The following is a 12,398-nucleotide window of genomic DNA, read 5'->3' on the forward strand; positions in this document are numbered from 1 at the left end:
ACGCACCGGGTCGATAACTGGCTCGGCCAGGGCATCGAATTCCTGCTCTCGAATCTGCACATGAACTTGAGGGTTGGCGAGAATGTTCTTGTACCAGTCCGCTTCGATGCCGCGCGCTGAGGCAATGTAAAAGTCATCATTTGCTTTCTCATACTGTAACGGGGTCACTCGCGGCAATCCAGATTTGCGACCAGTGGTGGTCAAAAGCAGCACCACGCGAGCGGGGCCGATCCCGCGCCGGTAGTGGGCCGTCATACGGACATTGAGGGCCTTCATTCGGTGGTAGATCGTTTTGGTCACTTCGTCTTTACTCCTGGTGCAAAACATAAGGCGACAATCACAATGCCCCAAATCAGGTAGAGAATCTGAATGCCCATTGGCGCACCCCACAGCATAATTTGCAGGCTAATCCCCACGACCAATGCCCCACCCTGAGTGACAGTCGCGACCCAGGCCCAGGGCAGCCGCTTCCAGAAACCGTAGGCAATGACCAGCGGGGCCAGACCCATCACCACAATCAAGAACAGCCCTGGCAGGACGAAGTTGGAGATGGGCAGGCCTTCCAGCATCCCCGGGGACAGACCCATCTCCACGCCGCTGGGATCAGCCAGCATTACCGCGCCGCCGCCGATACCACCGAGGCCAAGCAGGACGAGCAAAACAAGCAAAACGTAACGCCACATTGTCGGATTCATCTTTGTTCTCCAATGGTAGATTGAGCACCTCAAGATTGACTCAATCTCATCCAGTGAAAGCGGATAAAGACCCAAACCGGGGCAAAGCCGCCCCAAAAACGCAAAACCACGAGCCACGCCGGGTAAGCGCGCCGGTTTGAATGTCGCCAGCCCGCGCCTGCCGTTCGGTGACCCCCGGTTGGTTGTCGAAATCGGCCAGGACGATAGCCAGCAGAGGTCCCAAAATTGTTTTGAGCATTCTTTTCACCCCAGATTTTGTACCCCGTGCCATGTGTGAAAGATAAACAGGGCCGACAACACAGCGTAGGGAATGGAACGCCAATCAGCGCAATACCCAGGAAAGGTAGAAATGGGGTCAGAGCGGCGCGAGCAGCCCCATTACGCTTTGACTCCAGGCAGATTCGGGCATCCAAACCAGTGGAATCCAGGAGGCTAAGTAGATCAACGTCCCCAGCAGGTACATTGCCAGTCCGACTTTGCTGTAATTGTCACTTATTTGCAGAGGCAACAGGAGCGGCAAGGCAAAGACAAGGACGCGGGTCAGGTTTTCGGCAACCAGCAGCCAGACGGGCGAATTTGCATCTGAGATGATCTTCTCCGCAGCAATTTCTGGCGCGAGGACGATATTCCATGCCAACAAGGGGAGCATCAACCAGAAGCAATTGAGCCAGCGCAATTCGACTTTCATAGCGGCTAAACCACGGTTGGATTGACCTGCCGAAAATGCCGCAACACCCGCAGCGCCCGCAGGGTATTCCAGCGGCTGGGTCGGCCGGGGGTTTCCATGTCGAAATGAGTTTGTCCGGGATGCTTAGCCTGGAGGGGCCAGGTTCCATCTTTGCGCCGTTTTTGCCACAAGACGTCCAGCGCATCCTGCATTCGGGGATCATAATCCGCGCCAACGCTGCGAAAATAATCCAGCGCCCGCAGGATGTCGTAAAACCAGCGTGACGGGTAGGATAACATTAGAAAGCGTGGGCTGATAATCGCGCCGGTGCGGTCGGAGCGGAACAGCCTGTGCCGCAAGATAAATTCTTGCGCCTGACGCGCAATGACATCCAACTCAGCGGCCCGATACAGATACCCATTGACCTGGTACTCACCAATCCCCTCCAGCACGGAAAGGGTCGAATGGAGTGAACTGTGAACGGCCCCTGCTGGTTGGACTGGCAGTTAAAGCCGCCATCGGCCATTTGTACCCCAATCAGGAAGTCTACAATGGAGTGGAGCGATTCGGCCGGCATTTTGAAATAGGCAGCGTAGTTGAGGAACATGCCGTTGACGCAAACGTCACTGTTTTCGGCAGTTTTTGCCGGGTTGACGCCGCCATCGGCCGATTTGTGGTGCGCCAGGATATGGCTGATGCTGGCGCGGATTGGCGCCAGATCGGGCGTGATGCCGAGATGCTTCAGGTCTAGCAGGGTGTAATGGGTTGAAATCCACTTGGGCTGGTAGAAGCCCCGGCCCCAATGGCCTGCCGGCTGGCGGGCTTGCAAGAATTGTGCCCCCCAGCCTTCCAGAGCGATGCGCGTCCGCAAATCGGGGCGCTCTTCATCCAGGAGATCGCGGTAAGCCTGGTATTGGATAGCGACATCGCCTGCCAACAGCCAGTTGAGGAGGTCATTAGCAATTGGGTTCATGGCAGTTCCCCCGGTTCTAGGAAAAATCAGTGAACAAATAGTGACGGTATTTTCATCAAAGCGCTTGCCTTTGCGGGTGACGGGAAAGCCCTCTTGTTCCAGCAGCGCCTTGTGGCCTTCTGCGCCGCCGGGAAATTTCTCGTTCAAAAAGCCATCAACCTTCATGGTGCGCCAGTAGGGGATGTTCAACTCCGGTTGCACGCGGCCTGCTTCGGCGGCGGCGTTAGCGGCTGTCATGACAAAGATCCCGGGGGTCAACGTGCAGCAGCCTTTGACTTGGTGTACGCGGGCAAGGCGCTGGCAAAGTTCAACCAGGGTAGTGAGACGTCCGGTGGGTACCTGCCGCATTAGCGCTAACACCTGGCTTGGGTTGGGCTTGCGCACAACCGGGTCGCCGCCTCTACGCCATTTTGTGCAGGGCGTTGTAGCAGAAATCGTTCTTCAAAGGAGAATCTTGGGGGAGGCCTTCCTTGTCGGCCAGCTTCTCCTGCCAGGTTTTCCTTGTACGCCATTTCAATTGCTCCCTACGCTCGCCGCCGCGAGCAGCGCCGCGTATGAACAGCGCCAGCGGGATAAAACAGACCAATCCCATGACAAAGATGACGACAAAATCCTCTAGCGGAAAGGGTACGTCCGCCAAAAAGGGTTGCAGCATAAAAAAGGCGAGTAAGGCGACAAAGAGCATATTGGCCTGAAAGAGCAACCCGCCGCCGGCGGCGTACCCCAACAACCGTTTCCGCCATAGCGCTGCCCCCACCCAGCACCCACAAAGCGAAATAACGAGGTCAGCCACCAATACCCCTAGCTCAACGGCCGACAAGGATGACCCACCAGTCAGGGCATCGCCAAGCAAGCTGACCGCACGCAAAAAGAACAGTGCCCCCAACCCCACCAGGACGCCTCCTACCAATCGCTCAGCCACACGTCCTTGAAGGTGCTGCACAGCCGTTCCATCCACACGACGCACCAGATTAATGATGGCGTAACCGCTGAGGAGAATCAGGAGCAAATAGAGCGCCGATAGCCAGGACAACGGCAGGGCGACGACATAGGCGATGCTGTTGTAAGTGACAAAGAGCAACGCACCGGGCCAAAAGAGCAGACTCCAGCAAACCGCCGCGCTGTGCCAGGAACAGCATCGCCAGTAACAGCGGGCACGCCCAGGAACAGATTGACGGCGTCGTTGGTCACAAAACTTTGGCTCAGTTCAGTGTTAGGATGAACAATGGCGGGATAGAGTAAACCGGCCAGGGCGGCGGCAGCGGACAGGAGAGCGACGAGCAGAGGGATGGAAACGGCCGTTCCCATCCCTTGTGTGTGTGGCAATTCACCTGGGGCGCTCATCGCAACTTCCTCCGTCCCAGGCGCAGCAGGGGAGATTTGAACAGAACCATCAGCGCCGGATGCAGCGGGTACGGAATCGCTTCCAAAATCTGGGTGAATTGCATGCTTCCCTCCTCGCTCATGCTCACTACTCTCTGGCTTTCTGCCACTTAGTAAACGTTCGTTAATAACATAGTGGTTTTGTACAATTCTCAGCATCATTCAAATACGAGAGGTGCAACCAATGGCCATCAGAGAAATTTATCAATGTCAATGCGGGAATTGTCAACAACCCAAAAATCATCCAGATAAACAGCATCATCACATGATGAATCTGTTGTTGAGCCGCCTCAACGAACAACAACGACGCTGGTATGTCGCCGTTGAAGCCGAAAAAATCGGACATGGCGGCACAGAGTACATGTCTGTTGTCACCGGGATAAATGTCAATACGATTCGCAAAGGGCGTCAAGAAATGGCGAACAATCTGGTGGACCGCCCTCATGACCGTGTGCGTATCGAGGGCGGTGGTCGTAAACCGGTTGAAAAAAAGATCTGGGAATCTTAACGGCTGTTGAAGAAGCGGTTGTCGATGATGTGGCCGGTGACCCGATGAGCCAGCAAAAGTGGGTGCGTCGCAGCTTGAGTTACATTGCGCAGGAATTGATCAAACGTTGCTTTCGTGTGGGGCGAACAACCGTCCGGCGATTGTTGAAAAAACTGGAGTATGGCCTGTGTCGCAATCGCAAAAGTGTAACCGGGGCTACGCATCCCGAGCGGGACAAGCAGTTTCGTTACATTCAGCGTGTCAAAAAACTCTTTCTGGCTGCCGGCTGTCCGGTTATCAGTGTGGATACGAAGAAAAAGGAACTCATTGGTAACTTTCTCAATCAAGGCCGCAACTGGACCAAAAAACCGGAACAGGTCAATGTCCATGACTTTTGTCAGGACGCGTTGGGTCGTGCGGTACCGTATGGCATTTATGACCTGACCCACAATCAAGGATATGTCTATGTGGGAACTTCCTACGATACACCAGAATTTGCCGCTTATGCGATTGCCCAATGGTGGGCTGACCCTGAGCGGCCTCGCTTTCGCTGCGAAGACAAGTTGCTTATCCTGGCTGATGCCGGTGGCAGTAACAGTTGTCGCTACTGGCTATGGAAACAGCAGGTTCAACTGCAATTGGCCGACCAGTTTGGTTTGGAGGTCATGATTTGCCACTATCCCACTGGAGCCTCGAAGTGGAACCCTGTCGAGTATCGCCTGTTTAGTCAGATTTCTTGCAATTGGGCCGGGAAACCGCTTCGCACTTGGGATATCATGCTCAACTACATCCGAGGCACGACCACTGAAACCGGGTTACAAGTGAAGGCATTTCTGGTTGACCGCCTCTTCGAGAAAAAGAAGCAGGTCACAGCCGAAGAAAGGGCATCGCTTTATTTGCAACGACGACCGATTTGTCCGACTTGGAATTACGTCATTAAGCCCCGTGTTTGTTCTGGATGATATTCAACTGTAAAAGTGCTAACTTATTTTTGAATGGTTACTTAGTTGATTAATTTAGCTGAACGGCCTCCCCTTGCAGCTTGGTCATGGGTGACTCTTCTGATAGGGCGCTCACAACGGCCGTAAAACAATACGCTCTCCCTCGTGAATAGTTTCAACCTTGTGGTGCATATAACGCCGCATATACATACCAAAAGCAAACGGAAAACAACGTCCGCTAGGTATTCCTGTCATAGCTGCTCGCGTCGCACAGGCAATAGTCAAAACGCATTAGAACCTGAATGGGAAGCACGCTTTGAAGCCAATAGTTATGGCTTTCGACCAGGGCGAAGCTGCCATGATGCCATCCAACAATGCTACGGAAGGCTAAGAAAAGGAATGGACACATGGACGCTAGAGGCAGATATTCGGGTTGTTTAGGTGGAATTGGTATTTCCTCAGCCAAAGCCCTTTGTAGCGATCCGCTATTGGCCGCTAAGACCGACGCATTCATGACGTATGCCATCATCTCGCGAAAAATGCTCATGAAGAGCGTTTCCATGATTTCTCATCTTTGCTCTCAGTAGTGATAAACGATGCCGGCAGGTCGTTATAAAGTCTTCCATCGTTCACTGCTCCCTTATTGATAACCACGAATTTGCTTGAAAATTGAGCTGAGGATTCAGAACGGCCGTCAGGCCGCGCCCGCCCGTTTGTGCCCGTAATTTCCGCGATCGCTTCTTCATCCGCATCCCCAAACAGCACCGTAAACGTGCGAATCTTCTGCGCTTCGGGCGGCAGTTGGCGATAGTAATCCATAAAACCGCGCAAATTGCTGCCATCCGTGTTTTCCCCGTCGCTCATCAAAACAACCGTGTAATATCGATCGGATCATTGGCCTGATCCTGGTCAGCCGAGGTAATAAGCCTGCGCCAAAGCGTCGTAGATGGCCGTCCCGCCATGCCCATCCAGCCCCGGACACAAACGTGCGCACCGCTTCCATATCGGTCCCCTCGGCGCTGGTATCGTTAATGGTGAAAATTGCGCACCTCGTTCGCGACAAGCATTAAACGTGATGATCGTAATATTCTCCCCGGTCGCGGAAGCGGGCAAAACGGCCGGTTAACGTGATGTGTCCAGACCGGTCATATTGTTCATCGCTTCCTTCAAATCGCGGATGCCGTCACCATCCATGGAGCCGCTCACGTCCAGCACAAAATAGGCATGCGCGGCGCCCGCTGCTCGTCCAGGTAGGAGAAGAGCAAGTTGTCGATCACTTCCAGCCGGCTTGGAAAGGGCAGCTCAACCAGCAGCGGGTCAGGAATACGGCTGTCCAATGCTACTCCCGGGGATCACAGGACGGCGCAGCGTCGTTTCCATCAGCTTTGCTGGAATTCCGGCGAACGCAGATATTCCCACCAGCGCATCATACTCTTCCCGCTTCTCTTCATTCAATAGCATCAACGGATAATCGGCGGTGATAATGCCTTCCTGGGGATGAACAAGCACCAACGGCTCCTGCAACTGTGCGCTTTCGTTGAGCGCCAGCAGCAATCGATTCACAATTAATCAACCCATCCAGATTCGACTGCTCCGGCTACGTAGCTCTCGGCCAACCAGCCGGAACTGCCGGCTGTTAGGCCCGCCTAGCAAAAAGGCTTGCATCGCCTCCACGTTAATGTCGCCCGTCTCTAAGGCATCGCTGCTGCCCGCCAACGCCGACGCCACCCCCACCAACGCCGTGAAGCCTGAGTTTGAAGCGGCAGGATTGGTCATAGCGTATTCCAACTCGCCGGCGGCGGCTTTGTCGGCGATATCTTGCCAGGTGACGGGGTTATCGACCAGCCGAATGCGCGAGCCTTAGTCTCTTTCACGCCCATCACCACCGGCGACAACATCGTCTTTTCCTGGGTGACAATCAACCCTGGCTTTCAGGTAAATTCAAGTAGCTGGCGTGAGAAAACCAGCCCAAATCGTATTCCGCGCGGACAGTAATTTTTCGGCGCCATCGAGCGTACCGGTATATTCAAATTCAATCGGACACCGGTATTCTCTTCGATTTCGTCCAGCAGTGGTTCAATGTCCTTGAGTTCGGAACCGCCAACACTGTCATCACATTGCCTGATTCGAACAGGCCACAGCCATTAAGACGAATAGAATGCCTATCACACACACTGATTTGTAACAGTAATCTGAAAGAAGCGCATCTTACCCTTCCTGCCCATTATATTCTTTTTTCAATCTGTTGAATCATCCCCTCCAATACTTCATAGCTGGGCGGTTCGACCACATCCACAATCGTATCGGGCAGGTAATGTTGTGCTGAGTGGTAAACGTGTTGAAGTAATTCAAATTGTTGTTTCGCAAACCGTATTCGACGGCTAACTCTTGCAGACGGGGTGTGTTTCAACAATTCGCCCAATTTTGCCCCATTTTCGGTTAGAGGTAGCAGCACGTGTTCAGTGAAGATGGTGGGGTGGATACGCAGGCACCATGTCGGAAATGCTGCCGCCGTCGTTGAGGCGGCTTGGGCGATGATACTGGGATTCATAGATGACGACCAGCGGCGAGTGGCCCATGCCTTTGACCAGATAATCTTCAAATGGCTCCTGGGAACTGCTGGGAGGCGCAACCCTTGCCGCAGGAAAATATCTTTTAACAGCGGCAGCAGCGGCTCGGCGTCGTTCATGGTTTGCACAATATTTTCCTCGTTGGCGATGTAGCTGGCTAAAGCGAGGTACATGGCGGCGGAGTTGGACTTGCGCACGTCGGTGGAGGTGAGCAAAATGCTTTTGTTGACGGGAAATGTGTCGTTGTTGGGCAAATCGCTCCAGCGCGTGTCGCCGGCGACAAGTTCCAGGTATTTGTTCATATCGAAGGTGTAGTAGCCACCTTGATCGGCGGCGACGCCGTTGGCGACAAGCAGATCGGCGATAGGCTGCCAAGAGGCAATGACGATGGGCGTAAAGAAAGGTGCATAAGATTGGCCTAATACCCTGTTCGCGCTGCATTTTTGGGCGGCGGGAATGCCGGCAGGAAAGGCGAAGTCGTATTGGCTCAAATCGTAGCTGGTAGCGATTTCACGCGAGCCGGCTTTTTGCACCTGTACGTCCAGACCGTTTTCAAGTAGCAGTTCCCGGACCTCGGGGTCTTCAAAGAAGGGGATTTTTTCGGAGCCGATGACGCCGGTAACGGCCGTTGCTTGGGTTGCCCTTGAAAACAGAAAAATACCTGCCATCATGATGAGCGCGATACCAATAATACCAATAAAAATTTTTCGTGTTCGATCCATCGCAACGCCTCATTCAAAAGAATGGGATCATCGGGCAACCTGATGATCAAAAAATAGTTAGTTGTGATTTTAAATCCAATTACGAACACAAAGAAGGGGGGAGATGCACGTTTTGGGTAACCATAACAAAATAATAACAGTGGATTAATAACTTGTTAACATCATCGTAAGGGGCCGGGTGATAACAGGACCACATTGCCGATAACCTGACCGCTTTCCAGCAGTTCATTCGCCTTGGCTGCTTCCAAAATAGGGAATTTTCGATAAATAATGGGTTTTATTTTTCGTTCTGCCAGCAGCTGAAATAATACAGTCCAATTTTCCCTTTGAATCCACGCCCAGCCGGTGGGTGCCATAGCCCTTGTATTTTCTTTCCATTCGGCAGCAGCCTAGAAAACGGGGGCTTGCTTATAGGAGCAGCATACGGGCAGCGTATGCCGACAGCTTAACGATTCTGAGGTATAACTGCGTTTCCCCCAACCCGAAACGGTAGATTCCCCGGATCCATATCCGCTGCTGCGCCCCTTGTTTTTGTATACATCCACCAGCGTCCTGACCGAAAAAACGGCCGTGCAAAACTTTATCATCTATTATTTGACCCACGTCAACAACTACATTCAGGACGTAGGCTATTAACCTTTGGTGCTAGTTCATAGGCTGAACTCGGCGATGGAAAAATGGACACACCCATCTTCATCAACCTGAATGCCATTCCATTGAACCAGTGTATTAAACAGAGCCATCGTGTAAGCGAGTCGGCTTTGGAAATACGACCAGGCGCGATGCATCACCTTCTTAAAATGACAGACCAAAGTCAACATCGGCAAAACCGTTTCAACAATCATGCGGGTGTTCCATTCTCCGCGAGGGCGCGGCGCAAATTGTCCGGGTGCCAATCCTTTTTCGTAAAACCGGTGTCGGCAAAGATGGCCATGTAAGCAGCATGGCGGTTGATGAGGTCTTGAAAAGCGGTGCCATCATGCACATTAGCGGTGTCCATATCCCAGTCCACAATCAAACCAAGGTTGTTCAAAAGGAAACACAACTTGCCGCCGACAATCCAACGATGATTAGACAACCCTTTGCGCCCAATCTGTTCTTCGCTGCGTCCTTCCCGACGCGGGTGAATCAATTCAATGCCATAAGAATCAGCCAGTCCGATCAGGGAATGGCCGCCATAAAGCCATCTGTCCACTGTCTGTGAGTGTTAAACAGTCGAAAAGTCAGGTCCAGTCAGGCAGATGAGGAAAAGGTGACGGTAATCTCGCACCAGCCAGCGATAAAAGCTCGGTTGCCAACTCCTTTCAAAGCAAACAAGAAAGCCAGGGTCACGACTTCACTGGGACACAATAGCTTGACTATGTTTTGGCACAACCCATCTGGTCATCAACTCGGCAGAACAGTTCAATGATAAAATCTTCTGTAGTCATCGGTTCTCCTTTGCTAGTGGTCTTGTAGCTCTTAGCTTAAGGAACTCGATGTTTTCAACTGGCCAAAGGTTATTATCCTGTGAGTCTGGAGGGGTTCCGGCGCAGGTGAAATGCGCTGCCTTTGAATCATTCGTTTTAACCTAGCGAGATTGGACTAATCTCCAAAGATTGGTTCAATCTGAAATTCGTCAAATAATCTTTTTGCCTAAAGGTCCAGTTGATACTGACAGTGCCGCTTATACCAGCGCACGCCTATCTGTTCCATATCGGCCAGGCTTTTGCGATTTGCCTCGTCTACCAGCACAATTTCTACGTGGTCAAACTGTGACTGGTGGATGGCGTCTTCCAGAGCCGTGTACAGCACGGTGTTGCCGCCCAAACCCTGATACCGGGGCAGCAGACCAGTGCCGTTGACGTTGACCCATTTGGTTTGCCGTTTGCTGCGCACCATGGAGCCAGCCTTTAGGAAAAGGCGCCTGCCTGCCTTTTTTTTCAGTCCATTTGACACGTTGTGAGTGATGGCTAAGTCGCAACTGATAGGTGAAGAATCAGACCATGATCGTCACGATTACTACCTATGAATGTACTCGCTGCCGCAGTTTGGATATTGTCAAAAACGGGCAAACGCCAAAAGGCAAGCAAAAATATCATTGTAATAGTTGTGGGACTACGGCACCTTCAATCCCGAGCTAAAGTACTCTGTTCAAACCGGTTTCGGCACATTGGGCGCAGATGACTCTGTCGGCAAGGAAACGGGTGAAACGGCTCACGTGGAGCGTTGGAACACTACACTGAGGCAACGATTAGGACGATTTGTACGCAAGACATTATCCTTTTCCAAATCTGATGAGTACCACGAAATTGCGTTACGTTTGTTTTTGCATGAGAATAATTTGACATTTTCAGTTAAAACTTAACCACTACCCCCTAAAACATAGTAATAGATAAGTCAATACTGTTACCAACCCCGTGGCTATCTGATTTGTGGCGGGCTTCTTTGTGTTAGGTTCCATTGCCAACTTGACCACGCCGAGCAGAGGAGAACGACTGCTGTGGGGGCCGGTGAATTTTATCATGCTGCTGGTCACAATTCTGATTGCGCTCGGTCTCTAGACGCCGCTGGACGCTTATTGTGCAACTTTTCACGAGAGGCGGCGTATTCAGTAACGGCCGTTGTCTGCACAAATTATCTACCCCAAAAGCTGCCGGTGAAGCAGCCTGTTTACAAGACACAAACCCCAAGGAGGTTGACATGAGTACGCAATCCCAGCGACTGACGAAAAGAGCTTCCCCTGCGAAAGCTGCGCCATGCGCCACAAAGCTGAAACCAACCCCAAATCGTTCCGGGCGCGGTTGTGGCGCTGGCACACTACCTGGTGTCCCGGCTGGAAAGCATATCAGGCACACCTGGCGCAGCAGGCAAAGGAGTAAACAGCAACCATGAAAGCTCTGGTCGTCTACGACTCAGTTTTTGGTAACACTGAAAAAGTGGCCCAGGCCATCGCTGCGGCGCTGCAAACAACCGCTGTGCCAGTCAGCCAGGCTACGCCCGATCAACTGGAAGGATTGGATTTGTTAATTGTTGGCTCGCCTACACGCAGCTTCCGCCCCACGGAGGGCGCCTTACAATTGCTGAACGCCCTCTCTAAAAACCACCTGGTCGGCGCTGGCGTGGCCGCCTTCGATACCCGCATCGATCTGACGACAATTGATTCGTCCGTCTTTCGCTTTATTGTGGATAAAGGTGGTTACGCGGCCAATGCCATTGCCAAAACGCTGGAGAAGAAGGGCGGCCGGCTGCTGGCGTCGCCGGAGGGTTTTCTCGTTACCGGCGAACAAGGACCGCTAAAAGATGGCGAATTGGAGCGGGCCGCGGCCTGGGGCGAGGAAATCGTTCTTCACGAATAGCGGCACGAGATCTTCTCTTGCAAAGCAATGCTCAAACATTATCTTTTTGGTATCGCATTGGTGATGAGTCTGGTTAGTTTTGTGACCTGCGCGCTTTTCGGGCGCGGGGTCTGTTAAGTTAAAAAAAGGTGTTTCATGAAGGAAAAATTTACAACCGCCGGTAGGAATGAGTTAGAAAACACAGCCAACGAAAAAGGCGAAATTGCCGGGTTTTGGCGCGGGTTGTGGCACGGCCTGATCGCGCCGGTTGCCTTTGTGATGTCGTTGTTTAAGGACAACGTGGGTGTGTATGAAGCCCATAACAACGGGAAGTGGTACAACTTTGGCTTTATCCTGGGCCTGATGATCACGCTGGGCGGCAATAAAGGCGTTAACATGCAGGCCAATATGCACAAAGAGTGATCAGACGGCCAACGTGATTGGGGCGGATTGGTTTTGGGGATGAAAGCCGGAATTTTGAAACGATTGGGCGCAACGCGCCTTGGGGTGTGGGCCATCAAGCATGTGGTGACGCTGCTGGACCGCCGGTTGTATCGCTGGACGAACGGCCGTTGCCTCGCCTCTGGCCGTCCCTAGCCCCCACCCTGCTGCTGACCACTACCGGGTGCAAAACAGGACAACC

General features: G+C 52.6%; 19 protein-coding genes and 3 pseudogenes. 6 read left to right on the forward strand and 16 right to left on the reverse strand.

The window, feature by feature from the left end; translation table 11 throughout:
• The 7 genes and pseudogenes from IPM39_25765 to IPM39_25795 form a co-directional block, all read right to left on the reverse strand.
• The coding region (locus IPM39_25765; protein ID MBK8989428.1) for a nitroreductase family deazaflavin-dependent oxidoreductase at positions 1 to 300 on the reverse strand (300 nt) is incomplete at its 3' end.
• Positions 297 to 695, reverse strand: coding sequence for a hypothetical protein (locus IPM39_25770; protein ID MBK8989429.1), 399 nt, complete (start codon positions 693 to 695; stop codon positions 297 to 299). The genes IPM39_25770 and IPM39_25765, both read right to left, overlap by 4 nt.
• A 46-nt stretch (positions 696 to 741) precedes the next feature.
• Positions 742 to 933 (reverse strand): hypothetical protein, encoded by a 192-nt coding sequence (locus IPM39_25775; GenBank protein MBK8989430.1) that lies wholly within the window; start codon positions 931 to 933, stop codon positions 742 to 744.
• 117 nt (positions 934 to 1,050) lie between these two features.
• The gene (locus tag IPM39_25780) at positions 1,051 to 1,383 is read right to left on the reverse strand and encodes a hypothetical protein (GenBank protein ID MBK8989431.1); all 333 of its coding nucleotides are present in this window, start codon (positions 1,381 to 1,383) and stop codon (positions 1,051 to 1,053) included.
• Between the two features lie 5 nt (positions 1,384 to 1,388).
• Positions 1,389 to 2,335, reverse strand: a pseudogene (locus IPM39_25785) (hypothetical protein).
• A 60-nt stretch (positions 2,336 to 2,395) separates the two neighbouring features.
• Positions 2,396 to 2,927 (reverse strand): annotated as a pseudogene (locus tag IPM39_25790) (MGMT family protein).
• A 407-nt stretch (positions 2,928 to 3,334) separates the two neighbouring features.
• Positions 3,335 to 3,679 (reverse strand): hypothetical protein, encoded by a 345-nt coding sequence (locus IPM39_25795; protein MBK8989432.1) that lies wholly within the window; start codon positions 3,677 to 3,679, stop codon positions 3,335 to 3,337.
• A 223-nt stretch (positions 3,680 to 3,902) separates the two neighbouring features.
• Between IPM39_25795 and IPM39_25800 the strand changes: the two genes are divergently transcribed.
• Together IPM39_25800 and IPM39_25805 are read left to right on the forward strand one after the other, a co-directional pair.
• Positions 3,903 to 4,226: a transposase gene (locus tag IPM39_25800; GenBank protein ID MBK8989433.1), complete on the forward strand. Its 324-nt coding sequence runs from the start codon at positions 3,903 to 3,905 to the stop codon at positions 4,224 to 4,226.
• The gene (locus IPM39_25805) at positions 4,214 to 5,167 is read left to right on the forward strand and encodes an ISAzo13 family transposase (GenBank protein ID MBK8989434.1); all 954 of its coding nucleotides are present in this window, start codon (positions 4,214 to 4,216) and stop codon (positions 5,165 to 5,167) included. The genes IPM39_25800 and IPM39_25805 overlap by 13 nt, the downstream gene beginning before the upstream one ends.
• A gap of 217 nt (positions 5,168 to 5,384) precedes the next feature.
• Here IPM39_25805 and IPM39_25810 read toward each other — a convergent pair whose 3' ends face one another.
• From IPM39_25810 to IPM39_25850, 9 genes are all read right to left on the reverse strand, one after another.
• A complete protein-coding gene (locus IPM39_25810) occupies positions 5,385 to 5,708 on the reverse strand; it encodes a hypothetical protein (protein MBK8989435.1) in 324 nt (107 codons plus the stop codon).
• Positions 5,690 to 6,010, reverse strand: a complete 321-nt coding sequence (locus IPM39_25815) for a hypothetical protein (protein ID MBK8989436.1) — start codon at positions 6,008 to 6,010, stop codon at positions 5,690 to 5,692. Before IPM39_25815 ends, IPM39_25810 begins: the two co-directional genes overlap by 19 nt.
• A gap of 453 nt (positions 6,011 to 6,463) precedes the next feature.
• Entirely contained in the window at positions 6,464 to 6,709 is a 246-nt protein-coding gene (locus IPM39_25820; protein MBK8989437.1) for a hypothetical protein, read from the reverse strand.
• 6 nt (positions 6,710 to 6,715) lie between these two features.
• Positions 6,716 to 6,922, reverse strand: a complete 207-nt coding sequence (locus IPM39_25825; protein MBK8989438.1) for a hypothetical protein — start codon at positions 6,920 to 6,922, stop codon at positions 6,716 to 6,718.
• Positions 6,923 to 7,370: 448 nt separating this feature from the next.
• Positions 7,371 to 8,438, reverse strand: coding sequence for a hypothetical protein (locus IPM39_25830; protein MBK8989439.1), 1,068 nt, complete (start codon positions 8,436 to 8,438; stop codon positions 7,371 to 7,373).
• Between the two features lie 161 nt (positions 8,439 to 8,599).
• Complete coding sequence (locus tag IPM39_25835) at positions 8,600 to 8,794, reverse strand: zinc-binding dehydrogenase (GenBank protein ID MBK8989440.1); 195 nt, start codon at positions 8,792 to 8,794, stop codon at positions 8,600 to 8,602.
• A 294-nt stretch (positions 8,795 to 9,088) separates the two neighbouring features.
• Positions 9,089 to 9,283, reverse strand: a complete 195-nt coding sequence (locus IPM39_25840; protein ID MBK8989441.1) for a hypothetical protein — start codon at positions 9,281 to 9,283, stop codon at positions 9,089 to 9,091.
• Entirely contained in the window at positions 9,280 to 9,633 is a 354-nt protein-coding gene (locus IPM39_25845; protein MBK8989442.1) for a transposase, read from the reverse strand. The genes IPM39_25840 and IPM39_25845 overlap by 4 nt, the downstream gene beginning before the upstream one ends.
• A 440-nt stretch (positions 9,634 to 10,073) precedes the next feature.
• Positions 10,074 to 10,319 carry a hypothetical protein gene (locus IPM39_25850; protein ID MBK8989443.1) on the reverse strand — a complete coding sequence of 82 codons (246 nt, stop codon included), beginning with the start codon at positions 10,317 to 10,319 and terminating at the stop codon, positions 10,074 to 10,076.
• 104 nt (positions 10,320 to 10,423) lie between these two features.
• Between IPM39_25850 and IPM39_25855 the strand changes: the two genes are divergently transcribed.
• From IPM39_25855 to IPM39_25870, 4 genes and pseudogenes are all read left to right on the forward strand, one after another.
• Entirely contained in the window at positions 10,424 to 10,561 is a 138-nt protein-coding gene (locus IPM39_25855; protein ID MBK8989444.1) for a hypothetical protein, read from the forward strand.
• A 47-nt stretch (positions 10,562 to 10,608) separates the two neighbouring features.
• Positions 10,609 to 10,710 (forward strand): annotated as a pseudogene (locus IPM39_25860) (IS1 family transposase).
• A 598-nt stretch (positions 10,711 to 11,308) separates the two neighbouring features.
• Positions 11,309 to 11,776, forward strand: coding sequence for a flavodoxin domain-containing protein (locus IPM39_25865; protein ID MBK8989445.1), 468 nt, complete (start codon positions 11,309 to 11,311; stop codon positions 11,774 to 11,776).
• 135 nt (positions 11,777 to 11,911) lie between these two features.
• Positions 11,912 to 12,178, forward strand: a complete 267-nt coding sequence (locus IPM39_25870) for a hypothetical protein (GenBank protein MBK8989446.1) — start codon at positions 11,912 to 11,914, stop codon at positions 12,176 to 12,178.
• The last annotated feature ends 220 nt before the right edge of the window (positions 12,179 to 12,398 follow it).

Origin of the sequence: Candidatus Leptovillus gracilis (assembly GCA_016716065.1) — a bacterium.
GTDB lineage: Bacteria > Chloroflexota > Anaerolineae > Promineifilales > Promineifilaceae > Leptovillus > Leptovillus gracilis.